General features: G+C 46.3%; 21 protein-coding genes. 11 read left to right on the forward strand and 10 right to left on the reverse strand.

The annotated features are described in order from the left end of the window. The first annotated feature begins 269 nt into the window (after nucleotides 1-269). Nucleotides 270-1,853 (forward strand): EAL domain-containing protein, encoded by a 1,584-nt coding sequence (locus tag AACQ79_RS08620; protein WP_170898940.1) that lies wholly within the window; start codon nucleotides 270-272, stop codon nucleotides 1,851-1,853. 34 nt (nucleotides 1,854-1,887) lie between these two features. On the opposite strand, the gene AACQ79_RS08625 is transcribed toward AACQ79_RS08620, so the two are convergent. The 8 genes from AACQ79_RS08625 to AACQ79_RS08660 form a co-directional block, all read right to left on the reverse strand. Beyond that, entirely contained in the window at nucleotides 1,888-2,676 is a 789-nt protein-coding gene (locus AACQ79_RS08625) for a LytR/AlgR family response regulator transcription factor (RefSeq protein WP_170898941.1), read from the reverse strand. Then, nucleotides 2,673-3,725, reverse strand: a complete 1,053-nt coding sequence (locus tag AACQ79_RS08630) for a sensor histidine kinase (protein WP_170898942.1) — start codon at nucleotides 3,723-3,725, stop codon at nucleotides 2,673-2,675. The genes AACQ79_RS08625 and AACQ79_RS08630 overlap by 4 nt, the downstream gene beginning before the upstream one ends. Continuing rightward, nucleotides 3,725-5,026: a hypothetical protein gene (locus tag AACQ79_RS08635; RefSeq protein WP_170898943.1), complete on the reverse strand. Its 1,302-nt coding sequence runs from the start codon at nucleotides 5,024-5,026 to the stop codon at nucleotides 3,725-3,727. The genes AACQ79_RS08630 and AACQ79_RS08635 overlap by 1 nt, the downstream gene beginning before the upstream one ends. A 1-nt stretch (nucleotide 5,027) precedes the next feature. Beyond that, nucleotides 5,028-5,789: an outer membrane lipoprotein-sorting protein gene (locus AACQ79_RS08640; RefSeq protein WP_017042180.1), complete on the reverse strand. Its 762-nt coding sequence runs from the start codon at nucleotides 5,787-5,789 to the stop codon at nucleotides 5,028-5,030. Then, a complete protein-coding gene (locus tag AACQ79_RS08645; RefSeq protein ID WP_170898944.1) occupies nucleotides 5,782-7,041 on the reverse strand; it encodes an ABC transporter permease in 1,260 nt (419 codons plus the stop codon). The genes AACQ79_RS08640 and AACQ79_RS08645 overlap by 8 nt, the downstream gene beginning before the upstream one ends. Next, a complete protein-coding gene (locus AACQ79_RS08650; protein WP_170898945.1) occupies nucleotides 7,029-7,712 on the reverse strand; it encodes an ABC transporter ATP-binding protein in 684 nt (227 codons plus the stop codon). The genes AACQ79_RS08645 and AACQ79_RS08650 overlap by 13 nt, the downstream gene beginning before the upstream one ends. 14 nt (nucleotides 7,713-7,726) lie before the next feature. Beyond that, nucleotides 7,727-8,545 carry a hypothetical protein gene (locus AACQ79_RS08655; protein WP_096036932.1) on the reverse strand — a complete coding sequence of 273 codons (819 nt, stop codon included), beginning with the start codon at nucleotides 8,543-8,545 and terminating at the stop codon, nucleotides 7,727-7,729. Between the two features lie 204 nt (nucleotides 8,546-8,749). Next, nucleotides 8,750-9,658 (reverse strand): aldo/keto reductase, encoded by a 909-nt coding sequence (locus tag AACQ79_RS08660; RefSeq protein ID WP_017048162.1) that lies wholly within the window; start codon nucleotides 9,656-9,658, stop codon nucleotides 8,750-8,752. Nucleotides 9,659-9,979: 321 nt separating this feature from the next. Between AACQ79_RS08660 and AACQ79_RS08665 the strand changes: the two genes are divergently transcribed. The 10 genes from AACQ79_RS08665 (at nucleotide 9,980) to AACQ79_RS08710 (ending at nucleotide 22,758) form a co-directional block, all read left to right on the forward strand. After that, nucleotides 9,980-12,028: an alpha-amylase gene (locus AACQ79_RS08665; protein ID WP_170898946.1), complete on the forward strand. Its 2,049-nt coding sequence runs from the start codon at nucleotides 9,980-9,982 to the stop codon at nucleotides 12,026-12,028. Nucleotides 12,029-12,373: 345 nt separating this feature from the next. Further along, nucleotides 12,374-13,609, forward strand: coding sequence for an outer membrane protein transport protein (locus tag AACQ79_RS08670; protein ID WP_170898947.1), 1,236 nt, complete (start codon nucleotides 12,374-12,376; stop codon nucleotides 13,607-13,609). Between the two features lie 15 nt (nucleotides 13,610-13,624). Then, entirely contained in the window at nucleotides 13,625-15,961 is a 2,337-nt protein-coding gene (locus AACQ79_RS08675) for a VolA/Pla-1 family phospholipase (RefSeq protein ID WP_170898948.1), read from the forward strand. Between the two features lie 311 nt (nucleotides 15,962-16,272). Next, entirely contained in the window at nucleotides 16,273-17,169 is an 897-nt protein-coding gene (yhfZ, locus tag AACQ79_RS08680) for a GntR family transcriptional regulator YhfZ (protein ID WP_026028897.1), read from the forward strand. Nucleotides 17,170-17,221: 52 nt separating this feature from the next. Continuing rightward, on the forward strand, nucleotides 17,222-17,599 hold the full coding sequence (locus AACQ79_RS08685) for a hypothetical protein (protein ID WP_228209306.1): 378 nt from the start codon (nucleotides 17,222-17,224) through the stop codon (nucleotides 17,597-17,599). 3 nt (nucleotides 17,600-17,602) lie between these two features. Next, nucleotides 17,603-18,478 (forward strand): phosphotriesterase-related protein, encoded by an 876-nt coding sequence (locus AACQ79_RS08690; RefSeq protein WP_094123395.1) that lies wholly within the window; start codon nucleotides 17,603-17,605, stop codon nucleotides 18,476-18,478. Nucleotides 18,479-18,515: 37 nt separating this feature from the next. Beyond that, entirely contained in the window at nucleotides 18,516-18,875 is a 360-nt protein-coding gene (locus AACQ79_RS08695) for a DUF2620 domain-containing protein (RefSeq protein ID WP_013868383.1), read from the forward strand. A 9-nt stretch (nucleotides 18,876-18,884) separates the two neighbouring features. Beyond that, nucleotides 18,885-20,186 (forward strand): YhfT family protein, encoded by a 1,302-nt coding sequence (locus tag AACQ79_RS08700; protein WP_094123394.1) that lies wholly within the window; start codon nucleotides 18,885-18,887, stop codon nucleotides 20,184-20,186. Nucleotides 20,187-20,345: 159 nt separating this feature from the next. Continuing rightward, the gene (locus AACQ79_RS08705) at nucleotides 20,346-21,503 is read left to right on the forward strand and encodes a YhfX family PLP-dependent enzyme (protein ID WP_094123393.1); all 1,158 of its coding nucleotides are present in this window, start codon (nucleotides 20,346-20,348) and stop codon (nucleotides 21,501-21,503) included. A 1-nt stretch (nucleotide 21,504) separates the two neighbouring features. Then, a complete protein-coding gene (locus AACQ79_RS08710) occupies nucleotides 21,505-22,758 on the forward strand; it encodes a phosphopentomutase (protein WP_170889666.1) in 1,254 nt (417 codons plus the stop codon). Between the two features lie 175 nt (nucleotides 22,759-22,933). Here the strand turns inward: AACQ79_RS08710 and AACQ79_RS08715 are convergent, their stop codons facing one another. Then, complete coding sequence (locus tag AACQ79_RS08715) at nucleotides 22,934-23,491, reverse strand: Lcl C-terminal domain-containing protein (RefSeq protein WP_017042172.1); 558 nt, start codon at nucleotides 23,489-23,491, stop codon at nucleotides 22,934-22,936. Then, nucleotides 23,488-24,948: an Lcl domain-containing protein gene (locus AACQ79_RS08720; protein WP_094123391.1), complete on the reverse strand. Its 1,461-nt coding sequence runs from the start codon at nucleotides 24,946-24,948 to the stop codon at nucleotides 23,488-23,490. The genes AACQ79_RS08715 and AACQ79_RS08720 overlap by 4 nt, the downstream gene beginning before the upstream one ends. Nucleotide 24,949: the final 1 nt, after the last annotated feature.

Below are 24,949 nucleotides of genomic sequence, written 5' to 3' on the forward strand. Positions count from 1 at the left end.
TTTTAATCTAATTGTGCGTTAAAGGCTCACCAGCGTCAAAATGGAGTCGCGCTAGGCACTAACCCCATAAAAAAACACTATCGACTTGTATATTAAGAAAATTATGAAATTGGAAATGAGCAACAAAGCCTTTGAAAAACAGATAACTGCTCTTTCGTCTCACTTTTGAGACAAGACTCTAGGTTACGTTTAGAAATTAATTACTTATAGTAATCAACATAAAAGCAATACTGATTTTTACTGGTAATAACCTATGAGCACTGTCTGTAATGCAAAACAATGACAGTTCACCGAGCAAATTTAGCGTTGCAAAAGAGATACTTTCGGCAAAGATAAACGCATTTATTCCTATTCTGGGTATTTTCTTGTTTGTGTTTACTTTCGCGATAGTTAAAAACTTTTATGACACTAACCGGCAGGCAACCCGCTTCGGTGAACAAGCCATTACACAACTGGAACATCACATCAATCAAACGTCGGATGAACTGAACCAGTTAAGTAAAAACATTTCAAAGCACTGCCAAAGAGAAGACATCATTGCTCTGAGGAGCTATGTATTTCGCTCGAAAATGGTCAAAGAAGTGGGCATGTACAACGCTCACGGGACTATTTTTTGCACCAGCAATGAAGGCCATACCACCATTCATTTATACAAACATATTCTTGACAGGCTTAAACAATCTCCAACGAATACTACCATTTCATTAACAAAATCTCGCAGTAAAGAGCAAACATTTTTTGTCTATGCTTCACAGCCAGATATGAGCGGCCTCAATGCACTGATGCCTCCAGAACAGTTTATGAACCTAGTCGCTCCTAAACTTGCCAAATGGCACTACGGCTATCAGGTCAACGTGTTAAGCCAAAGTATTCGCAGTGATCAGGAAGAGATCGATTCTGCTCATACTAGCTTTCTCTTTAAATCCGAGCATTACCCACTCTCCATTCAGATCTACTTAAATAACGGATCTTATGCTTACCATTTTCTCGATAACTTATGGCTTGCCTTGCTTACAGCAAGTGTTATCTCTTTGATTTATCTTGCTTATTACAACTATCACCTCAGCCGAAATACCTTAGAAGTCTCTTTGAGAGAGGCAATATCAAACCATCAGTTGGAACTCTATTTACAACCGATCGTCGATATTACCGAGAATAGAATTGTTGGTAGCGAAGCGCTACTGCGCTGGAATGAACCCTCTCAAGGCTATATTTCACCCACCATTTTTATCCCGTTGTCAGAGCGTATTGGCGTGATTCACCAAATCACCTACCGTGTGTTGAAATTGGTGACAGAATGTGTGGAGCAGCACAAACATGCGTTGCACGATCAATACATCAGTATCAACATCAGCCGGTTATTGATCATTGATAATTACTTTATGGATTACATGAAACGCTACGCGGCAAAACACCCAGCCATTGTTCCACGACTTCTGTTGGAGATCACCGAGGACAACCATTTCAACGTGGACGAGTTGAAGTTAGCCATGGAAAACTTACAGCGACTGAAACAGCTAGGTTTTAAAATCGCGATTGACGATTTTGGTACCGGCTACTCAGGTTTAAATTTTATCCACCAACACGACTTCCACACTCTCAAAATTGATCAAGTTTTTATTAAAAGCTTGCATCAAAATTCAGCCATTACTTCGGTGTTAGTGTCGATGATTAAACTAGCAAAGCAATTGAACATGCGGCTGATTGCTGAGGGCGTTGAGAACCAAGATCAGGTGAGAGAATTAGAGCTGTTGGGTGTACGTTACATCCAAGGTTTTTATTATTCTGAACCTATGTCTGTGGATGCTTTCTTCCAATTTACCCTGTCCGCCAAGCAGATCGCACACCGCTAATCACGCGATCAATCGAACGACGGTTTAAATTAAGTTACGACTTAAATTGAGCTTGCAGCGCACGGCTGACGGGTAACTTATCATGACCAATCAAGACGTACATTTTACCCGTGAACTCTTTTTTCACTTTATCTATCTTGGCAACATTCACTGCCGTTGAACGGTGGATTTGCCAAAACTGATTCGGGTCAAGCTGCTGCAGCAACTCTTTCAATGAACTGCGCAGTAAGAACTCCTGCACTCCAGAATCACTCTTTACGTATATGGATAAATATTTGTCTTCAGCTTTGGCGTACAACATATCCGCCACCGAAATCAGGTGAATATCTTCACCTTTTTGAACTTTTAACCAGCTTAAAAACGACGGCGATGCCTGTTGGCTTATATGCTGTATCTGCTGTAAAAGGGTTTGCAAATCAGGTAATTGTCGCTCAGAAGAATGCTCGGCTAATCTTAGCTGCAACTTAGTACAGCACTGCACTAAACGCCCTTCAGAAAGCGGTTTCAATAAATAATCCGCCGCATTGGCTTCAAAAGCTTGAATGGCATACTCGTCATAGGCGGTGATAAATACAATCAGTGGTGGCTTTGCCAAACCAGCCAATTGCCTTGCGAGCGACATACCATCCATTTCTGGCATTCGAATATCAATAAAGGCCACCTCAGGCTGATGCTGCTCAATCATGGACAATGCCACGCGTCCATTTTCGGCTTGCGCGACAATATCGAGCTCTGGCCACACTTCTCCTAATGCACGGTTTAAATGATGCCGCAATAGCGGTTCATCATCAGCAATAATAGCGGTCGCAGAGACAGTACTCATGTGGCACTTCCTTGTAGTTGGTCCAATAATAGCCGCTTTATTCTAATCGTTGCCGTCACGCCAGCATCATGATTTTGGGCGATAGTGAGACACGCATCATCAGCGAATAGGCCGCTTAAGCGTTGGCGAATATTATCCAACGCAATGCCATGCCCTGCTGAAAGAGCACTCGGCTGTAATCCAATGCCACTGTCACAGACACTGACTTCAAACCACTCGTCATAAATTTCACTTTTGATGGTCACTTTCCCCCCCGCGGCTTTCGGCTCAATACCATGGCTAACAGCATTCTCAACCAAAGGTTGTAACAGCATCGGCGGCAAAGGAATGTCATCCGCTGCGCCAGGCATTGCAATCTCATAATCCAGCCGATCACCTAAACGAATTTTTTGAATACCCAAATACGCATCGACTAAATGTAACTCTTCACGTAGCGTTGTGGTGCGATTGCGGTTACTACGCAGCGACCCACGCAATAAGTCGGTTAGCTTTTCGAGCATCATTTGCGCTTTATAAGGCTCAGAGCCAATCAACACGCTGATATTGGCAAGCGTATTAAATAAGAAATGGGGTTCAATTTGACTTTGTAACTGCTGCAACTGGCTCAAAATCAAGGCTTTCTCTTGTTCAGATTGACGCCGTTTGGAGGCTTCCAGCGCTTTTTCAGCAATCAGCTTTTGTTCATGCGCGTAGAAGTAGAAAAAGCAAACGCCAGTAAAAACGAAACCGAGAAAAACCACCGGTTTCATTGCTGAAAAATGACTAAAGTGCGCGTATTTACTAAGCCATAAATAAGCGTGTAACGTACCGAAAATCATCGACCCCGTGAGCGAAAAAACGTTCACTAAGCGTGCGGACAACTGCGGTGCGAAGCGACTCAATAAGTGAGCAATAGCCACAGCGCTGTAACCGTAGCCAAAGCTTATTGCTAAGTGCAACGTGATATCACTGGGCCAAATGGCCTGAGTGGTAAAGGCGATCACCACACAAAACAGCGAAGTAAATAACAAGCTTTTGGCAAGATTTCGAATCTCAACTTTCTCGCACATTAGAATTTCCCTTTCATATTTAATAGAATCATATGCTTATCTGGTAAGTTTGCATATGTAGAGTCAGCAGGCCCAGTCATAAAACGTGCGGCTAGTTCGATTTCGATAGAGGCTGTACCCGAATCGTACACTGAGTAATTGAGCCATTGGGTAGCGATCACGCCGCCATCTTGCGGTGCAATCAGCACATCAAGTGTCGGCACTAAGCCTTGCAACCATTCAATACTCTGGCTCCACTGCCAATGACGCCAAGCTTGGCTATCTAACGAAGCATGCAACATCACATTATGCTGCACGAGATTCACGTGGTTATAGCCTTGTGCGTAAGACCAACCTAACGCTTGATTATGCTGATAACGAACCGAATCCGCGTTGGTCTGCGCTTGTTGCCACTGCTCTTTTCCCCAACTGCGACTGTCGAACCAATATTCTGCAATGACGCTTTGCCCATCACTTCCCGACCAGTTGAACCCTACCAGTGCCTGATAGCCTTGCGTTCGTGATTCAAGAGCCATGAGCGATTCAATCTCTTGTTGTTGAGAGTAAACTGCTTGAGCCAATGCGCTGGGCCGTTGGTACGCTAAATAATGACGCTGATAGAGCGCTGATGCATGCACTTCCCATGCGTCAGTGAGCACAGTAACAAACGAGCTACCCAGCACGCCGCGTCGAACGTCATCATAATAAGCAATCGCCTGCCATTCGGCATTGCCCATCAACTGATAACGCCTTACGCCCGCCCCTTGTTGTTCGGTCATTTGTTGTAATTCGCTGCCTTGCTGCTCTGTCCAAGAAGAATCCGTATAAAAAAGCGTCCATTCACCTCGCTGATCATAATAAGAAGCAGAGAGCGTTCCGGCACCCTCTTCTACCTGAATACCGACCGGATTGCGGCGATAAGGCTGAAAGAGATCAAGCGGACGATAACCGTAGCCCACTCCCCAATCCAAGCGCACTTTTCCTAGTGTCAGCTCAAACGGCACATCAGCCAGCACTAGGCTGCCTTGCCAAAACAGTTCTTGTAGAATGAACTCGCTGTCGGCGTGCTGCTGTGCATCGCTACTCCACAGGGCGTTTTGTTTGATAGCCACTAGACCCAGCCAGCCATGCCACCTCATTTCTACATCCAATAACGCCTCAATCTGCTGCGTATCGCGCGCTTGATTACTAGGAAAAAAAAGGCTGTCGCGATGCGCCGTGGTGGATGCGCTCATTACCCAATCCCAATCAAAACTGGGGGCTTCTGCCCGCGCAGCTAAGCTCAATACGCTAGTTAAAAAAGCGAACGCAACACGCTTCATCTCATAACTCCGATAAACTGTTACGAGTCAGATAGGCGGGGTTGTAATATTTTTCATCTAGCTCCATGGGCTCGATGTGTTGATACTCAACCACCGTTTTTTTGGTCGGTTGAATTTGATCAAGCAGCGTCATACTGGTTACGCGCATTCGTCCCTCTTTTTCACCAGCGCGAAACCAAGCCTGCTTGGCAAGTTTCCCAGAACGTAAATACAAAGAAGCTTTGATTGGGAAATCGTTCTCTTTATCCAACCATAAGATAATTTGCTGGTAGTTCGCCCCTTCTGTGACAGCCAGTAATGACAGCTTATGCGTCAGGTAAGGTTGACCATTGGGTGTTTCTATCTGCTCTTCACCCATCAATTGACTTTGGTAATCCTCGCTCCACGTCAGTGTTGAAATATCGCCCACCGAAGCCTCACCAAGCAGTTTTTGCATTGGCGTAATACGAATAGGGCGGCGGCTTTTTGGCATCAACAACCAGTAGTTTTCATCGAGCATCAGCATTTTTTGCCCCGCTTCAACGGAAGATTTGAACACCACTAACGAGTCGCGATTGGCTTTGGTATACACGTGATATTGACGCGTTTTATCGAGCTCACCACGTTCATAAAGCGACACCAAAGAGACGACTTTAGCCGCGCTGTAACCAAGGCGATATTGGTCGGCGTTTTTGGTCATTTGCCCTGCATCCAGCGCCGCCCAGCCAGCGGCCGAGTAGCCACCGCTAAGCGTGATCAGTAATAACATCATCCATTTATACATAAGCCAGTGCCTCCGTGATTGGCTTGTTGACTCCTTTGCGTGCCGACAACCAAGCCGCTGCAATACAAATGCTCAGTACGCCAAACGCACTCAGCAGAACCAATTCCCATGAAAAATAAATATGTAAAGGATACCCTTCCGTGCGTCCTGGTGGTGGTGGCATTTGCACATCGACTACCATCAATAACACGCTTGTTAGGGCATTGAACGCCGCACCCACCAGCGTGCCTAAAATGGCTAGCAGTACGGCTTCGCGTATGAAGCTGGCGACGATTTCATTTGGGTAAGTGCCAAGCGCCGACAGCGTTCCGATTTCACGTGTTCTCTCCGTGACCGACATGGTTAAGGTGTTAAATAGCGCGACGAAGACCACCAACCCCATCACCAAGCCCATGATGCCGAAGATGCGATCGTAAAGATCTTTTACTTTTTGATAAAAAAACGCGCGCTGCTGCCAAGGCGTCACTTGAATCGCTTGGCGAAGGCTCATTAATGACAGTTTGTTTTCAACCCAATGCCGCATGGTTTCTGTCTGTTCAGTGCTAAACAAAAACAGCGATAAGGTGCTCACTTTATTCGAAGCTAACAGCTCAGAGGCCGATTGAATGTGCAGATACAATTGGCGTTTATCCAATTCAGGCACACTCGTGGAATAGATGCCGTGCACTTTGAAATCAACCGCGTTGAGCGCGCCATCAGCGGTACTGGTCAGTAAAGTAACCCAGTCGCCAATCGACACGTTTAAGTTTTTGGCGAGATCCACCGCCAGCATCACTTCCGGTTCACTCGCATCAAATCGAGGGGAGTCAATATTGGACAAGGTTTTGCCTTGGCGAACGTCCAAAAATGGCCCTTTCATATCAAACTCTTTATGGTTAACGCCGGAACCGACAAAAATGGTCGATTTGCTACCGTTAGAGACCAACCCGCTAAACTCAATGCGTGGCTGAATGCCTCGTATCCGCTTATCGTCGATTAATCGCTCAACAATCAACGCACTGTCGGCAATCCCATTAGCCAGTGGCGACTCTTCATCTTGCTCAAAAAAGCCCGGTTGGCTGAGCGTTAAATGCCCAGTGTCGCGCGCAGTGGATTCGCGCAGTGCTTGGTAAGTGTAAAGGCCAAATCCTCCGGCGCTAGTCAATGCGAAAACCGCAATGGCAATGATCAATACCGAAAGCAGGCTGCGGCGGCGATTGCGCAGTAAATTCAGCGCCGCCATACGCCATTCCATAGAAATCAGCTTGCCCATTTCATCACCTCCTGAATCACTTTGCCATCCACAAGCTGCAAGGTTCGGTCGCAGCGGTTGGCCATGCGCGCGTCGTGCGTAGCCACAATAAAAGTGGTGCCCATTTCGTGGCCAAGGCTTTTCATGATGTCGATCACCACATTGGCGGTATGGCTATCTAAACTGGCGGTCGGTTCGTCGGCAATCACCATTTCTGGGTTATGGATCAGCGCGCGCGCAATGGCTACGCGCTGTTGCTGACCGCCTGAAAGGTGATCCGGCCGGTGGTGAGCCAGCGTTTCTAACCCCACTTTGGCCAGCATAGTGCGCGTTAAAGTACGCTGATCGCGCAGGCTGTAGCCGTTTAGCATCAATGGGTAAGCAATATTTTCCGCCGCTGTCATCACCGGAACTAAGTTGAATTTTTGGAAAACGAAGCCTAATTTTTTGCGGCGCAGCGCCGCCGCCTCTCTTGGATCGGTTGGGTAAGGGTAACCCGCCAGTTCAATGTCACCTTGGTAATCTTGATCAAGCAGCCCTAAGATATTGAGCAAAGTGCTTTTTCCCGAACCTGACGGGCCGCACAGCGCTAGCATTTCACCTTGTTTGACTTCGCCATTCACCGCGCTCAACGCCAGCAGCGGCTGCATGCCTAATTGATAGGTTTTACTGATCTGTTCAAATCGTAGCATTTTGTTGCCCTCCCTCATTCGCTTTTCAATTCATGCGTTTTTTCAATCAATCCGTTTTCAATCAACGCATTTGTAATCAAAGCCTTGGCTTGGATGATTTGCGGATGCTCTGCTGGCTGGTTGTCAACTTGCTTACCTTGCTTCTGATGGTTTTGCATCTGGGCAAGCCATTGCTCTGCTTGAGGAATGTCGTTGGCACGAAGGGCGGCTTGAATGGCGTATCGATAAACCCAAGCAGTGGCGGCAAAAGGTTGCGCAGTTAATTCGGGTTCAACAAGAAGGTCGAGATACAAATCATAACCACGCTCAAAATGGTTGAACATATCGGGCAGTGAGGTGTAAGTCGCGGCCGAAACCGCGCGCGTTAAATAGCTATCCGGCAGCCCCATGACGCGCTCTTGTTCAGCAAGCGGCTGCGGGTGATTGCTGAGTAAAGTCAGGCCTTTGTCTATGGTGGCCAAGCCTTCTTCGACGTATCTCATCTTATTCCAAGGCATGAATGCATCACGCCCTTGCAGGGTTTGTGCACTGCCCAGATAAGCTAAGCTGAGCGGTTTGGCCCCTTGCTGTTTAATCAACTGCTCTAGTTGGTGAAGCACAAGCTCCACTTTGTCACTGTCGCCTTCGGCCGCTTGGTTGTACTGCATAATTAAAGCGTCGCTTGGATTAGCTTGAACAGCCGTGATACCCAGCAGCAACCCGACACTGAGTAGCAGGTTGCGAAGTGAGCGTGAATAAGAAAATGTCGTCATCATGATGGTCCCTTTCATTCGTTGGTGATGAAATTTGCTTGATGACGACAGATTACGCAGCAAATAGGCCAGATGCGCCACTTTGCGATAAAGGGGGATTATGCAGCGTTAATGGCAGGCTGGATGACGTGAATGGGAAGTAGACAAAAAAACCAGCCACTGAGGGCTGGTTGGGAGAGTGAGATTAAAACCTAATCGTAATACTGAAATAATAGCAATACGAAAAGCGTATCGCGGGGCAAAAACATCTGTTTTCAAAAGCACCTGTTCCAAAAAACATCCGCTCTATGGCACGCCATGCCCTTTGGCGGCGACCCAAACCCGATACCACTGCTCGCGGGTCAGTTCTAAATCAAGCGCAGCAATTGCCGCTTTGACGCGGTCAATTTTACCAGAGCCAATAATCGGCAGCGGCTTAGAAGGCAGACGCAACACCCAAGCGTAAATAACCTGATCAATACTGTCTGCGCCGATTTCTTGGGCGATCGCTTCTAGCTCACTGCGCACGCGTTGGGCTTGTTCAGTCTGGCCGTTAAAAATCTCGCCACCAGCTAAACAAGACCAAGCCATTGGGCGAATGCGCTGCGTTTGCAAATGATCCAAAGTGCCATCGTGCACCACATCGAAATTGAGCGGGTTCATCTCCACTTGGTTGGTCACTAACGGTTTACCTAGGCGAGATTGCAGCAGTTCAAACTGGCGCGGGCTGAAGTTAGATACACCAAAGTGCTTCACTTTGCCCACTTTGCGCAGTTCAGAAAACGCTTCGGCGACTTCATCGGCATCCATCAAGGCATCTGGGCGGTGGATCAACAGCAGATCGATTTCGCTCACACCAAGTCGTTCCAGCGAATTATTGACCGACTGATAGATATGTGCAGAACTGGTATCGTAGTGGTTTATCTTACGCTGCGGCGTTTTTGCGCCACACAAATTGATGTCGCACTTAGTGACGATTTGGATCTGCTCGCGCAGCGCGGGCTCCAGCGCTAAGGCTTCACCAAACAGTTTCTCGCACTGGTAGTTACCGTAAATATCCGCATGGTCAACCGTGCTAATGCCCAATTCAATGTGCTGTTTTAAAAACGTTAAACGCTGTTGTGGCGTCATGCCCCAATCTGCCAAACGCCAGTAACCTTGTACTAGCTCTGAAAAATCTGGCCCTTGCGGCGCGATTGTTACTTTAGCAACCATTGGTTGTCTCCTTTGACTTAATTGCCGTCATCCTAAGCAGGTTTCGATGACGGCTCAATGAATCTACCGAATAAGTTAAGATTACGCGCCGAAGTTGTGAGATTCACTACACGTTGACAATTTATATCGCTGGAAAATTCATCGCTTCTACGCCCCCAAGACATGCTTTGTGATCAACGCCAAATTCTTAAGGCTTAGGCACAAGAATGATGTCAACTTCTCTCTCTGCTTTTATTGTTAGCGATGAAGCACCTCGCCCTACAGCGACTGACGATAATGCAAAAACGAATCACCCTAACCCATGAAGGCCAAGGATAGAGCATGAAATTCTCCACGTTAACACTCGCACTTTGCGCTGCCGCGCCTGTTGTGTTTGCCGCGCCCAATCTGACCATTTCGACCACCACGACTAGCCGCGACTTTCCGCTGGATGCCACCGCACCTTTAGTCATTCCCTTGACCAAAGAAAGCTACACAATAAAAGTGTCAGGGATTGAAGGCCAGTGCAGCGCGCCAGCTCAGCAGAACATCAAATTCAACGCGCCCATCGCTCTCAATTGTGGACAAGAAACCGAACTGCCGCTGACGATACGTTTCACTGGCGATTACTCCTTCGCTTATGATGACGAGCAGCAGACCTTAACCTTTGTCCGCCAAGCCAAAAAATCCACTACTAGCAAATTTAAACGGCCGATACCGAGTGTTTCGTGCGAGCAGTACCAAGGCGGTGAAGTGACCTTACAACTGGGTAATACGTTCCCCGATGGCACACGACTAAAAGAGACATTTACCGGCCAAATCCTCAGCGTGAAAAATAGCCAAGTCACCTTAATGCCGTCACCAACCAGTGGTGGATTGGTGCTGCTTGCCCCCGCAACGGATTCCGCCAGCGAACCCTTTACCTACCGCAATGCCACGATTTACTTTGTGATGGTGGACAGATTCAACAATGGTGACCCAAGTAACGACAATAGCTATGGCCGTAAAAAAGATGGCAAAGAAGAAGTGGGTACTTTCCACGGTGGCGACCTAAAAGGTGTGATTGCAAAACTCGATTACATCAAAAGCTTAGGCACCGACGCGATTTGGCTTTCGCCGATTGTGGAACAGGTGCACGGTTTTGTCGGCGGTGGTGACAGTGGCTCGTTCCCTTTTTATGCCTATCACGGTTACTGGACGCGTGATTTTACCAAGATCGATCAAAATTTTGGTGATGAGGAGGATCTCAAAACGCTGGTCACTGAAGCGCATAAACGAGGCATAAAAATCTTGCTCGATGCGGTGCTCAACCATTCTGGCTACGCCACCTTGGCTGACCTGCAATTGGATCAGATTGAGGTGGTTAATCCCCAAAATTTACCGCAAAAATGGGTTGATTGGATGCCGAAAGCTGAAGAAAACTGGCACAGCTACAATCAATCCATTGATTATCAAAGCGCCAACTGGTCGCAGTGGTGGGGCAAGGATTGGGTTCGCGCTGGGTTGCCCGGCTACCAAAAACCCGGCTCTAGCGATATCACGATGACGCTGGCCGGCTTACCGGACTTTCGCACTGAATCAACACAAGCGGTGATCCCGCCGCAGTGGCTACTTAATAACCCCGGCACTCGCGTGGTAGCGCGCGAACAGTATAGCGTTGCCGATTACTTAATTGAGTGGCAAACCGATTGGGTTAAACGCTTTGGTATTGATGGTTACCGCGTCGACACCGCAAAACATGTGGAAGGCGAGGTATGGCGACGCTTAAAAAGCGAGGCATCACGCAGTTTAGAAGCTTGGCGCGAGCAAAACGGGCAGCAAGGGCAACCCTTTTGGATGATGGGCGAAGTATGGGGCCATTCAGCTTACCGCAGCCCCTATTTTGATGATGGCTTTGATGCACTGATCAACTTTGATATGCAAAAAAGAGTCGATAAAGGCGCAGCCTGCTTAAGCCAAATGGCGATGGTGTACCGCGACTACGCGCAAACGCTAGCGAAATACCCAGATTTTACCCCCGTGAGCTACTTCTCTTCTCACGATACCGAGCTGTTTTTTAGCCGTTTTAACTCCTTTGAAATGCAGCGTAATGCCGCCAATGCATTGCTTCTCGCACCGGGTGCGGTGCAAATTTACTACGGTGATGAAGTCGCACGTCAAGTTGGCCCTTACGCCGATGATTTTCACCAAGGCACGCGTTCTGACATGGTGTGGTCACTGGATGAAGAGCGACAAGCGCTGCTGAAGCATTGGCAAACGCTAGGCCAATTTCGTCAATCACACCCTGCCATTGGCGCAGGCATTCATCATGAGATTGAACAGCAAAATGCCTATCTGTTCTCTAGAACGTTAAATAATGACCGTGTCGTTATTGCTTTTGTTGGCCGTTAAACCCACTACAGAGGTAGTTGCAAACACCATAGTGACTGCCTCTGTTTCTTCACCATTTTTTTGGTCAAATAATTTAAACTCACCCACCAAAACATCAATATTATGAACGTGTTGAAGCATAAAAATTAACTTTAGCACAAGCTAAACCAATTACCCCGCCAAATAAGCACAACCCTACTGGTCATACCAAAACTGTCAACTTTTCATTTGATTTACAAATACTTACACACTATCATTCGCCGCTAATTGAAATAAAGACATCATTTTCTTTGACATATCAACAACACAAAATTAACATCTCGCATTGCAATGCCATTACCATAACAAGGCCTTAGGAGGTCGAGAATGATCATCAAACCCCGCACGCTACTCGCGCTATCAATATTGACAGCGTTTAATGTTCACTCTGCAGGCTTCCAAGTGGCAGAGCATTCAGCCTCAGGGCTAGGACGTGCTTTCTCTGGTGAAGGAGCGGTGGCCGATAACGCGAGTGTGATTGCACACAACCCCGCAGCCATGACACGGTTTGATACGACGCAGTTTTCTGGTGCACTGTCCATCGTTGACCCAGAGGTTGATGTATATGATGTGAAAAACCAACAGAAAATGAACGATGTTGCGCCACTGCAAGTCGTTCCCGCGGCTTACTACGTCAGTCCAATCAATGAAAAATGGGCTTGGGGGATGGGAATATTCACTACTTACGGCGTAGCTACAGACTACCCTAATGATATTTATGCAGGTGATCTTGCAGGCGATACTTCTCTTCTTTCTGTCAATTTAAACCCGAATATTGCCTACCGTGTTAACGAACAGCTTAGTCTCGCTGCGGGTATTAACCTCGTCTATGCCGAAGCAAAACTGACACGACATAAAGGTGCTTTAGCCGTATTTACTGGCGGCTCTGCCTCTGACAACCTAGTCGGAATGACTGGCGAAACCATAGCTTTGGGCTGGAACATAGGTAGCTTATATGAGTTCAACCAAAACCACCGTGTCGGTTTTGCTTACCGCTCTGCTGTTGATCTGGATTTTGATGATGGTGAGTTTTCAAGCTATAGCTCAGGTGTTGCAACAAACGCTGTTGTTGAAGGACGTTTAAAAATCACGCTACCTGCGATGTGGGAAGTTTCCGCATTTCACCAACTCACGGATAGCATGGCGTTGCATTACGGGTACCAACGTACCGACTGGAGTTCATTCAAAGAGTTAAAGGCAACGTCATCACAATGTACCAACGGAGAGTGTTTTTATAAGTCTGAAAAGTATGAAGACAGTGGCCGTTGGTCATTGGGTTCAACTTATCAATTAAACTCGACTTGGACACTACGCGTCGGTTTTGCTTTTGATGAACAAGCTGGCGAAGCCACATTGAGTATTCCAGATAGCGACCGTTATTGGTATTCAGCGGGCGTGAGCTACGTGATCAGCGACTCGCTATCCATTGATGCGGGTTTTGCACTGGTGAAAAGTAAAAGCGGCACGTTTACCGAAACCAACAAACTCAATGAAACATTGACGTTTGAATCACAAGGGACTGCTTACCTTAGCGCTATTCAACTTAACTACACATTCAACTAAACTCAGGGATAAGTCATGCTTAAAACAACATTCAAAATATCGCTGCTCTGCTCTGCGTTATGGTTAATCGGTTGTGGTGATGAAACGAACAGTTCGGGAGCAAGCACAACACCCACTTACGAAGCCTACATTCAAGACGCGTTAAAACGCGACACCAGCATAAAATTCACGCTCAGCGGCGCAAACGCAAACGTACCACTACCCTCTTTTGCACTCATGAATGCCAAAGACGGCACGTTAGAAATTCCAACCAAGGGTGATGACGCCTTAACCAATCCAGTCGCCGCTATGGGTACCATGGATGGTTGGTCAACATCAATGCCACTGTTTTTAGACTTTGAAGGCGTAGGATTGGCTGACGGTCTTATCTCTAACGGTATTTATTTAATTGAACTGACCGACAGTATGATTGGCAGCCCAACGGTTAAAAACGTGCTGACATTGAACACCGACTTTGCTGCCATCGCCAGTGCCAGCAGCGATAAAATTGCGATCGTGCCAAACAAAGCGCTCAACCCTGCCAGTGAATATATTTTAGCCGTGACAGATGAGATTACCGATGTAAATGGCAATATTGCAGGCACATCCAGCAGCTACGCCGCATTGAAGTCCAAAGTGAAAATCTATACCGATGATAAGCTAGGGGCACTACAAAAAGTGACCCAAGGCGTAGAAAGCATTTTCGCTTTGGCAGGGGTGGATCAAACCAAGATTATTTATTCAACGTGGTTTAGTACTCAATCTGTTGGTCAGACACTTTACAGTGTGAAAGGCGCTACCGCAGCAGGCCTTGCAACGACAGATATTGGTAATATTTGGAAGCAAGGTGCAAACCCAAATAACCTTAATTTGAGCGCCGCTTATACCATGAGCTTTGGTGCTACAACCGATTTTGTAACCGCACTTAATAACGATGCAAATTTTCAAACTTACATTGGCGCAGAAAAAACAACCGCTAAAGCGTTTATTGAAAATGAATACACAACCAGCAGTTATCACATTAATGTCACGACTGGAACGGTTAAGCTCCCTTATTATTTAGAGAAAGGAAGCAACTGGAACTCACAGCCGTTTGAATCAGCAATGCCAAGTTTAGCCTTGATTAAAAATGCTTTGGCAGATGACAATGAAAAAGCCACCATCGCCAATCAGCTCATTGCTAACAATATCGACGTGACTCAACTAGCAACCAGCCCAAGTGAACAGCTTAAGCTAGTGGGATTGACCCTCACAAAGTCTGATGGCAGCGCACTCGATCCTCAGCGCATCATTACACGCTATAGCCCTGTACCTAAGGTGAAATCCTTAGAAGACGTTGATTTCTTACTGTTTACTCCTAACGCGGGAACAGACTGGCCGATCGTGATTTACCAACACGGTATAACTTCTGTTAAAGAAGATGCGTACTTCACAGCAGCACATTTAGCCAATGCTGGTATCGCCGTGATTGCCATTGATCAACCACTGCATGGTGCTCGCAGTTTAGATGCACAGCGCTCAGCTAATGCCGATATTCTAGCGTACCTCAATTTGAACAACTTGGCCGTCGCTCGTGACAACACGCGTCAGAGTATCTTAGATATCATGGGGCTGCGTGCGGCCATTACTTACTCACAAAGTGCAGGGTTGTTTGTTGGTTCCCAATTAGCAAACGCAGACAATACCGCGACGACACCACCAAAATTCCTTGGCCACTCATTGGGAGGAATCGTCGGCTTAAGCGCTGTCGCGAACGCGAACCGCACTATCGGTGATGCTAGTGGTGATGCGCTGTATAAATTCTCTGGAATGGCCATTGCAAACTCAGGTGGTCAAATCGGTAACTTGTTAATGGGTTCAGCAAACTATGGCCCACTCATTAAACATAATCTCGCCTTAAGTGCGAGCCCCAAATACAAAGCATTCGCCGACCAATACTGTCCAGGGTTAACAGAGAAAGTTTGCTACACCACGTTTGAAAACACAGCCTCTGCCTCAGACAAAGCGGCACTGCAAAGTCAGTTGGATCAATTTACCTACGCGACTCAAACCTTGCTCGATACTATGGATCCATACACAAACGCAAGTTACCTAATCAGTGGTGGAACCGCGACAATCCCTACTTATTTATTGCAAGTGGCGGGAGACGAGAGTGTACCTAACAATGTCACAAATACACGTGCAGGCACCGAACCCCTAGCAACGCTATTGGGATTAGCCAACGCAGTACCCTCTGATGTAATCACTAATACGTCTAAAGTCTTCGTAAAAATGGACAGTGGTACACACACAACCTTTCTCGCACCGCAAGATACGGCCGATGGTGTGCTTCGCGCTGGAGCACTATCACAACTGGCTATTTTCTTGAACTAACCGAGTAAACAGCCTGTTTACTAATTCAAACAGCTTCCTTATTTGGAAGCTGTTTGAATTCTCCATCTACTGACTGCATCAAATTATTCACCTATCCACAGTGGTAATTTATTTCGAATGGAATGGATGTGTAAAAACAGCCAAGATCAGCCTGAAATCTGGAAATATCCCAGATAAAAAGATCAAAACCGTCTATAAGCTGACATAAATAAGAAAAAGTTATTCGAGGTAATTCACATTTCTCCCACCCACTCCTTTTTGTTTTACTCCTCGGCTGATAGTTTATCTTCAAAATATTGAAGATAAAAATTATGCCAACTCAATACATCAATAAAGAAGGTACGGCGATCATGAACATCGCCCAATACTTGATGACAACGACAGAAGGTGACCGTCTTAGAACGATTGATTCACTCTCTGAGGAATTTTGCGTATCAGTAGGATTTATTCAGAAAGCCTTAACAACCATAGAGCATCGCAATGCAGTGATACTTTCAAAACAAGGGCGCAACGGCACCTTTATTACTCAATTGAATTACCGTGAACTAGTGGCTTGTGCTGGGATAAACAATGTCGTATGTGCGATGCCGCTGCCTTATACCCGTCATTACGAAGGGTTAGCAAGTGGGTTGAAAGCTCAAATTGGAGATTTGCCGCTCTACTTTGCACATATGCGCGGGGCAAGCGTACGCGCAGAATGCCTCAGAAATGGTACTTATGATATTGCCATTATGTCGAAATTGGCAGCAAAAGAGCTAGCCAATGGGCTAGTAACGGCCATGACTTTAGGGGTCCACTCTTACTCGCATGAACACCGTCTCATTTTTAAAAAAGGAGGCTATGACCAGATACGCCGAGTTGGTGTTGACCCAGACTCTCCTGACCAAAAAATTCTTACTCACCAATCGTTTAAGGATAAAAACATTGAAATTGTAGAAATCCATTATGGCGAAAGTCTCATCCACTTAACGAATGGCGATATTGATGCCGTGGTTTGGTTACCTGAAGCGATTGAGATGGAGAAATATGGTTTAGATGAGAAATCACTCAGTGATCTTCCTGCTTGTCGGGATGCATCCGAAGCGGTGATCTTGGCGAATGGAGCTTCTACTCACATAACGACCTTGCTCAGAAAACTGATCCGGATGGATCAACTAATTAAGCATCAACGAGCCGTCGTCAATGGGGAAATTACTCCCAGCTATTGACCCTGTTTAACCACACATAATGCTTATTACAAATAATCGCAAAAGGACAGATATGGAACAGCGCCTTGCACTTTTACTGCATGCTAATGTGATTAGCCAGCGTGCTTATGATGGATGTTTACAAGTTATCGCCATGATGGACCGTCAACTGGGTTTGCCTCATGACAATGAGCAATACCAAATGGCCCTCACCCATTTATCGCGTGCTGCGGATCGAATTTGGCAAGGTGAAGCCGTAGCTGAAGGGCTTGATAGCGAACTACTCGATGAAATCTATGACGATCCGGGGATTCAATCGGTCATCGATATTCATCAAAAAACACTCAATGCGATGAGTTTAAGTACCGTCCCTGCCACCGAGGAAAGTTTTCTCATCGCAAATATTTATGCTCTTTATCTCGCGGCGCAACACGATGAAACTCAGGAGTGAACGATGATTGACAGCACTGGTTACACCTACTGCCATGAACATTTACATATCGATTTATCCCCACAAAAAGGCAACCTTGATTGCCGTCTGGATCAATATGAGTTGTTGTGTGATGAGATGAAAGAGCTGCGAATTCGTGGGGTGAGAAATATCATCGAAGTCACTAATGCTTTTATGGGTAGAAATCCTCATTTTATTGAAAATTTAATCGACGACACTGGAATGAATGTGTTGCTGGCCACTGGATTTTATATCGAAGGTTTCTTCCCCGATTTTCTCTACACCATGGATACCCAGCAAATGGCAAAACAGATGATTAAGGAAATTGAAGTGGGTATCGAGGATTCATCCCTCAAGGCGAGTGTGATTGGCGAGATCGGTAGCAGTGAAAATGGCTTTAGTGATACCGAGCAGAAAGTCTTTAGAGCGGCGGCGATTGCTCATTTAGAAACAGGTCGACCGATTTCAACTCATCAGTCGATGAGTACGATGGGCAAAGTGCAGATTGATCTGCTGAAAAGTTGCGGTGTTGAAATGGAAAACCTCACTGTCGGCCACTGCGATCTACGCGATAACTTGGACGATATCCAGTGGATGCTCGATCAAGGTTGCTATATCCAATTCGATACCATTGGTAAAAACAGCTATTACCCCGATACGCGTCGTGCTCAATCACTAAAAACCTTATGTGAACGGGGTTATGTTGGCCAAATCATGTTGTCGATGGACATTACACGTCGCTCCCATCTAAAGGCAAATGGTGGCCTTGGGTTTAGCTATCTAATCGATGAATTTGTTCCTTTGCTCAAGCAGCATGGGATCAGTGATCTGCAAATAAGCACAATGTTACAAACTAACCCTGCACGCTTATTTGGATAAAGAGCACTTGTGCTCATTAAAATAAAAAGGACAAAACATGAAAAAAATCGCCATCGCGGGTTTGCAACGAGAGCAAATCCGAGCACAGATTGAACTCTCTGAACCGGGCATATTTGAATGCCATATTCTGAGCGACATGGAAGCCGCACTGAAAGTGAAAGCGGGGGAAATGGACTATTTCATTGGTTGCTGTAATACCGGCGCCGGAGGCGCATTAGCCATGGCCATTGCTATTATCGGTTTTGGTCAAAGCTGCACTATCGCTAAACCTGCGATTAAGGCCAAGGAAACTGAAGTGGCCCAGTTTATTGAACGTGGATGCGTTGCATTTGGACTCTCCATTGAACACATCGAGCATGCTATACCCATGCTCGCAAACTTACTCGCTAAAAAGTAAAGGCAACCTATGGATATTATGCATATTGGACTCGTTGCAACCTTATGTGCAATGACAGCTTTAATCGCCAACATGAGCGCGGCGGTTTTTCATGATGGGATCCGGCCTATTCTGCCCCAATTGGTTGAAGGCAATATGACTCGCCGAGAAGCGGGATCCGTCGCTTTTGGCCTATCGATTGGCTTTGTGGCATCAGTGGGGATTTCATTCACTTTATCAACGGGCCTACTCAACCCTTGGCTGCTTTTCTTACCAACAGACATTTTAGGCGTAATGATTGGTAGCCGTTGGCTGGCTGCCGCGGCGGGTGGTTTATGGGGTGTGTTGGTTGTCACTTCGCTTGCTGGTGTTAATGCCGTCTTAACGGGCCTTCCCGTCGATGCATTGGGCGCACTCGGTGAGCTGGGTACTCCCGTCATGTCGGCTTTTGCCCTGTTCCCATTGCTTGCGATATTTTATCAATTCGGCTGGAAAGCCGGGGCAATTACGGCAGTCGTCATCCTATTTTCTCGATTAATGGTGATGAAGTTTACGGGGATTTATCCAGAATCAATCCAGATTTTTATCGGCATGTTAATGCTGGTATTTTTCGCAATTCAAAAAGATATATCCGATCGTAAAAAAGGCATTGAAGCACCAGATATGTCTGGTTTACATGGCCTATTTGAAGAGCGGACTAAACGTATCGTAAAAAACCTGCCATTTCTTGCAGTCACAGGGGCATTAATTGCTGCGGTTTCAAATGGTGGTATTTTCGCGGGATCTGAAGTTTCTATTTATTCACTCGCTGAAGCTTATAAAATCACCGACCCAGCGGCTCACGATACCGCAATGAAACAAGTGGCATTATCGGAATTCATGCGTGGCCTCGGCTTTATTCCGCTGATTGCCACTACGGCACTGGCGACTGGCGTTTACGGCGTGGTTGGGATGACATTTGTATTCGTCGTCGGTTATTTAGCTCCTAATATGCCCGTCGCGGCCGTCCTTGGAGCCATAACCATTTGTATCGAAATTTTCTTACTTCGTGGCATTGGTCGTTTCTTGGAACAATTCCCATCGATTCGAAATGCATCAGACAATATACGTAATTCAATGAATACATTAATGGAGTTTGCATTATTAATTGGTGGCGTATTGGCGGTGATGAAAATGGGCTCAACTACAGGTTTTACTATTTTTGCGATGTTATTTTTCTTAAACGAAGTCATGGGACGACCAGTCCTTAAAATTGCAGCGCCAGCGGTTGCCGCTATTCTCACTGGGGTTATTTTAAATATTCTTTACGTTATTGGGTTATTTGCTTTGTAATGAGACGCTTAACTAACCTTAATTTATTTTGATACTGTATTTAGGCGGGCTGTTCTTCAGCGTTATATAGCACACTTACTCTTTACGTTTATTTTGTTATTAAGCATGCGCATTACCAAATAATGTGCAGGATCAGCTCATGCCTAAAAAGGGGAGAATATGTTTTTAGACGCTTTAGAAAAACAAAATCCAGATTTAATCACGGCGGCACTGACACTCTTTAAGCAAGGTAAGTTACAACCAGACACCACCGTTATCGATGTCGACCAATTGCTCAATAATGCTCAACGCATGAAGGAGGTCGCTGACAGGTTGGGCATATGCCTTTACGCCATGACTAAACAGTTTGGCCGCAACCCATTAATCGCCCGCTTGTTAATAGAGCAATGTGGCTATGAAGGGATTGTGTGTGTCGATTATAAAGAGGCCAGAATGATGGCGGCACACGGTTTACCCATTGCTAACGTTGGGCACTTAGTTCAACCACCTAGCAATATGATTCGGTCTTTGGTTGCTCAGATCAAACCACAAGTAATGACCATTTATAGCCTTGAAAAAGCGCAACAAATATCGGATGCGGCCATAGCCTCCAAGCGGCAACAAGGTTTGTTATTAAAGTTTTTCCACAGTCGCGACAAGCTGTACGTCAATCAAGAAGCGGGATTTCCGTTGGAGCAAGCTGCCGACGTCGTGCGCGCGATTCAAAACATGCCCGGAGTTTACATCGCAGGTGTGACACATTTTCCTTGTTTTTTATACGATGAAACATTAGGGAAAACAGAGCCAACACCGAACCTCACAACGCTTATTGATGCTAAGCAAGCTTTAGCCAATTTAGGCATCGAATGTGAACAAGTCAATGCGCCCTCTTCCACCAGTATAGAGACCCTACCATTGCTGGCTCAATATGGCTGCACCCATGGAGAACCCGGTCATGCATTCACTGGCACCACACCCGCTAATGCTACGCAGCCCCAAGCAGAATCAATCGCATTACTTTATTTAAGCGAGATCTCCCACCAGTTCGCTAACGACAGTTATTGCTTCGGCGGAGGGTACTATCGGCGCGGGCAGTTGGAAAACGCTCGAGTTTATAGCGGTGACAGCTGTGAACGGGTCTCTGTATTCAATGATGATACGGACAGCATCGACTACCACTTACGCATCCCCGGTCTTCATCCTATCGGTTCTCCGGTTGTGATGGCGTATCGAACACAAGTTTTTGTAACCCGTAGTGATGTGGCATTAGTGCAGGGCGTTTCCACGCCTAATCCCAAGTTAATCGGCCTATATGATTCTTTAGGTAATGAGGTTTAATATGGCAAAATTTATCGTTGTTGTACTTGATGGCTTTGGTGTCGGTGAAATGGCGGATGTACCGCTGGTTAGGCCACAAGACTGTGGTGCGAATACCGCGGGTAAGTTACTTGCTCATTTTGCGTTGAAACGCTTGCCTACCTTAGAAAGATTGGGATTGCAAAATATTATTGCCAGCCCACAATCCGTCATGGAGATAAACCCGCAGGCAAATACCGGGCGTGCAAACTTAGCTCACGAGGGGGGCGACACCTTTATGGGGCACCAAGAAATTATGGGCACTCGTCCAACTGCCCCTCTTATCCAACCATTTCAAGTAGCATTGCCCGATATTGAATCGGCTTTGCTCGCACAAGGCTATCGCGTCAATCGCCACACAATACAACAAGTATCACTGTTGATCGTCAATGAAGGGGTGGTGATTGGTGACAATCTTGAAGCGGATTTGGGGCAAGTTTATAACTTAACTTGTAACTTTAACCGAGTGACATTTGAATCCTTGCTGGCAATAGCCGCCGTGGTGCGTAAAGCCAACTCCGTGAGTCGCAATATTGCATTTGGCGGCTCTGGGTGCGGTATCACTATGGATCAAATCTTAAGTGCTGTTGAAGTGAAACAAAACCCGACTAATGGGCAAAAGTATATCGGCATTAATGCACCCAGTAGCGGGGTATACAGTGAGGGATTTCAGGTGGCACACTTAGGCTATGGCGTGGATGCAAAAACCCAAGTTCCTTGGTACTTACATCAGCGTAATATCCAAACTTGGCTTTATGGTAAAGTGGCCGATATCGTACAAAATCCGCATGGTTGTTCGTACACCTCGCTCGTTGATACAAACCAAATATTTCGTTTTCTTATTCGTGATTTGTGTATCGAAAAGGAGGGGTTTTTCTGCGCCAACATTCAAGAAACCGATCTTGCAGGTCACCAACAAGATCCTAAACAATACTGGACCGTTTTGGAGAAAGCCGACGAAGGCTTAAAAGACGTTATTACGAACATGAATGAAAAGGACGTATTAATCGTCATGGCCGATCACGGTAACGACCCATTCATCGGTCACACTAAACATACCCGTGAACAAGTACCACTACTGTGTTATCAAAAGGGTAAACAAGCTATATCTATTGGGCTGCGCACAACACTGTCTGATGTCGGTGCGACGGTCTGTGCTTTCTTCGGCGCGCAACTACCCGATCATGGAACACCAATCACTTCGTTGCTCAATGACCAGCAGAAATGTCATCAATGATGACAATGGTACTTCTTGGGTTTTGATCACTCATGACATCTATCCATGTCGACAGATTGATCACCCATGATAAAACCAGCTAATTTTTTGAACACTCTGGTTAGAGAATCAGTCATGTCAACATGACATGACTGATCGTTTCCCTGACAGCGTAAGTGGCGTCATTTCATAACACTTATTCTTCAGCCACCAGCAAAACACCAAATTCAAAATTCGGTGCGTAGTGGTAAATTTCGCCATTGACGGAATCAAAAGACCACACCTGACCACTCGCTAGATGGGGTGATTGGCTCCATAAATACGACAAGATATTGCCTGTCTCATACTTAAAGCCTTGGGCAAATGCTCTGCTATTCATCGCTGGGCCAAAACACGCCATTTCAGTCAATGACACTAACTCTTTAATATTCGGCAATCGCCATTCGGCTTGGCTGGCAAATTGGTGCAATGCGTGTCGGCTTTGAGGATGGTTGATTGCCGCCACTTCTTGCAAAGCACTTTGCCAACGAAACCCGGTCGCTTCGCCATCACACTGCTCCGTAGCGGCGTTCCATGTTTTACCAACTTGGCAACGCATCCACGTTAAGCCAGTGAGCTTATCTTTGATCGTCCCCTGCTCGCTGTAGACATAGCGCGTGTTGGGTGCGCTTTTCGTCATATCAGGAGAACACTCTTGGGCGACGCCGACAGCAGAAAAGATCAAGCAAGAAGCCGCGATTAAATGAGATTTCATTGGTTGTTCTCCTTGGTTGCAACAACTCGAATCGGCGAGACATAAGACGGGTCATTGTCCGCCGCCGTACTGCTGGAGTAGAGTTCAATTGGGCTACGTTCCCCTTTGGTTGCACCAGACAGCGCCGTGTAAAGATATTGCATCGAACCATCGCTTTGAAATTGAGAGGTATTGAGATAAGCAATGCCAGAAGTCCACGTATGCCCATCAAAAAATTCGGTGTTCTGCGGCTGATGCGGGAAATAGTCCCGGTTGAAACCAACCGCATCGTCACCCAATTCGCCTAAATCGAGCATCATGTATTGCTCGCTGTTGGTCGGTAAACGCCACGTTTGTAACCCACACAATTTATCTTGATTGATACGATTGATGTAATCTTGCGTAGTGCAAATAGTATCACCTGCCACCTGACAGGAAGCAGCCGTCACATCTTTTGCAAAAGGGATAAACTTGTCGGCAATTTCTAATGCAAACAACCGTTCTTTATAGTTCAAAGACGCGGCATCTTCTGACTTCACTTCCCAAATAAGTCCACTGTAAACATCTTTAACGCATGACCAATCGCTCGCTTCTGCCTCAAGTTCATTGCCAGCCGCATCTAATTTGATGAACGCAAAGCTCTTACCCGTCACGCCATTTTTGGCGGTAATATCTAGGCCATATTCAGCATCTTGACCGGGATAATCAGCATCAGCCCGCGCTTGTGCACCTTGATCGGAATAGAACTGAATAATGCCCGTGTCTTGCAGAGGTCGCTCTTCCGATACTTGCGCCATCAATGTATTAGCATATTCGGTCATCTTTTCGCCAGAAACGATCTCAGAGGCAATCAGTGGTGTATTTTTTGCCATGGTTTGCCCAAGCGTTGCCAGCAAATCAATTCGTTCACTTGCTTTCGCTTTTTGGAGCAACACGACAGCATTGGCATCCAATATTGCCAATGCTGTGTGGCTAAAGTTTTGTGAAATATCACCATTCACTTCAACGCCTAATTGCAAAAGCTGCTCGGCAAGCAAGCGATTCGCTTCTTTCTCCGTATTTCCATCCAGCATAATGCCGGCAAAAATAGAACTCACACCGTTGAGGATGTTGCCACTGCTTTTGCCCAGCGCCGGCGCAATCAGGATCGATGATTGGCTGGTTTGGCGACTTCTCGTCATGACACTAATGCCAGTAGAAACGTCAGCCACAATAGGAAAACGGTAGATTTGAGTGCTGTCACTCGTGAGGGTGTAGCGCCCTTGGCTATCGGCTTGCGTGCTGATTTCGCCCACATCACAGGCAAAGTTTTGGTTAGAATCAATGCAGACAGTGGCATCAAGTGCGACGTTTTGCGCTTGAATTTGCCCGCTAATTTTATGGCTGGGTAAAGATGTATTGGCTACATCTCCACTTCCACCGCCACCACAACCAGCCAGTAAAAGTGCCAGCGAAAGTGTTGAAAGTCTTAAGTGCATA

Source organism: Vibrio sp. 3-2(1) (assembly GCF_963887575.1).
In the GTDB taxonomy this organism is placed as follows: Bacteria; Pseudomonadota; Gammaproteobacteria; order Enterobacterales; family Vibrionaceae; genus Vibrio; species Vibrio anguillarum.

What these genes read in the sequence shown, in the direction of transcription:
- AACQ79_RS08620 (WP_170898940.1), top strand. Translation starts at nt 270, where the DNA reads ATGCAAAACAATGACAGTTCACCGAGCAAATTTAGCGTTGCAAAAGAG.
- AACQ79_RS08625 (WP_170898941.1), bottom strand. Translation starts at nt 2,676, where the DNA reads ATGAGTACTGTCTCTGCGACCGCTATTATTGCTGATGATGAACCGCTA.
- AACQ79_RS08630 (WP_170898942.1), bottom strand. Translation starts at nt 3,725, where the DNA reads ATGTGCGAGAAAGTTGAGATTCGAAATCTTGCCAAAAGCTTGTTATTT.
- AACQ79_RS08635 (WP_170898943.1), bottom strand. Translation starts at nt 5,026, where the DNA reads ATGAAGCGTGTTGCGTTCGCTTTTTTAACTAGCGTATTGAGCTTAGCT.
- AACQ79_RS08640 (WP_017042180.1), bottom strand. Translation starts at nt 5,789, where the DNA reads ATGTATAAATGGATGATGTTATTACTGATCACGCTTAGCGGTGGCTAC.
- AACQ79_RS08645 (WP_170898944.1), bottom strand. Translation starts at nt 7,041, where the DNA reads ATGGGCAAGCTGATTTCTATGGAATGGCGTATGGCGGCGCTGAATTTA.
- AACQ79_RS08650 (WP_170898945.1), bottom strand. Translation starts at nt 7,712, where the DNA reads ATGCTACGATTTGAACAGATCAGTAAAACCTATCAATTAGGCATGCAG.
- AACQ79_RS08660 (WP_017048162.1), bottom strand. Translation starts at nt 9,658, where the DNA reads ATGGTTGCTAAAGTAACAATCGCGCCGCAAGGGCCAGATTTTTCAGAG.
- AACQ79_RS08665 (WP_170898946.1), top strand. Translation starts at nt 9,980, where the DNA reads ATGAAATTCTCCACGTTAACACTCGCACTTTGCGCTGCCGCGCCTGTT.
- AACQ79_RS08670 (WP_170898947.1), top strand. Translation starts at nt 12,374, where the DNA reads ATGATCATCAAACCCCGCACGCTACTCGCGCTATCAATATTGACAGCG.
- AACQ79_RS08675 (WP_170898948.1), top strand. Translation starts at nt 13,625, where the DNA reads ATGCTTAAAACAACATTCAAAATATCGCTGCTCTGCTCTGCGTTATGG.
- yhfZ (WP_026028897.1), top strand. Translation starts at nt 16,273, where the DNA reads ATGCCAACTCAATACATCAATAAAGAAGGTACGGCGATCATGAACATC.
- AACQ79_RS08685 (WP_228209306.1), top strand. Translation starts at nt 17,222, where the DNA reads ATGGAACAGCGCCTTGCACTTTTACTGCATGCTAATGTGATTAGCCAG.
- AACQ79_RS08690 (WP_094123395.1), top strand. Translation starts at nt 17,603, where the DNA reads ATGATTGACAGCACTGGTTACACCTACTGCCATGAACATTTACATATC.
- AACQ79_RS08695 (WP_013868383.1), top strand. Translation starts at nt 18,516, where the DNA reads ATGAAAAAAATCGCCATCGCGGGTTTGCAACGAGAGCAAATCCGAGCA.
- AACQ79_RS08700 (WP_094123394.1), top strand. Translation starts at nt 18,885, where the DNA reads ATGGATATTATGCATATTGGACTCGTTGCAACCTTATGTGCAATGACA.
- AACQ79_RS08705 (WP_094123393.1), top strand. Translation starts at nt 20,346, where the DNA reads ATGTTTTTAGACGCTTTAGAAAAACAAAATCCAGATTTAATCACGGCG.
- AACQ79_RS08710 (WP_170889666.1), top strand. Translation starts at nt 21,505, where the DNA reads ATGGCAAAATTTATCGTTGTTGTACTTGATGGCTTTGGTGTCGGTGAA.
- AACQ79_RS08715 (WP_017042172.1), bottom strand. Translation starts at nt 23,491, where the DNA reads ATGAAATCTCATTTAATCGCGGCTTCTTGCTTGATCTTTTCTGCTGTC.
- AACQ79_RS08720 (WP_094123391.1), bottom strand. Translation starts at nt 24,948, where the DNA reads ATGCACTTAAGACTTTCAACACTTTCGCTGGCACTTTTACTGGCTGGT.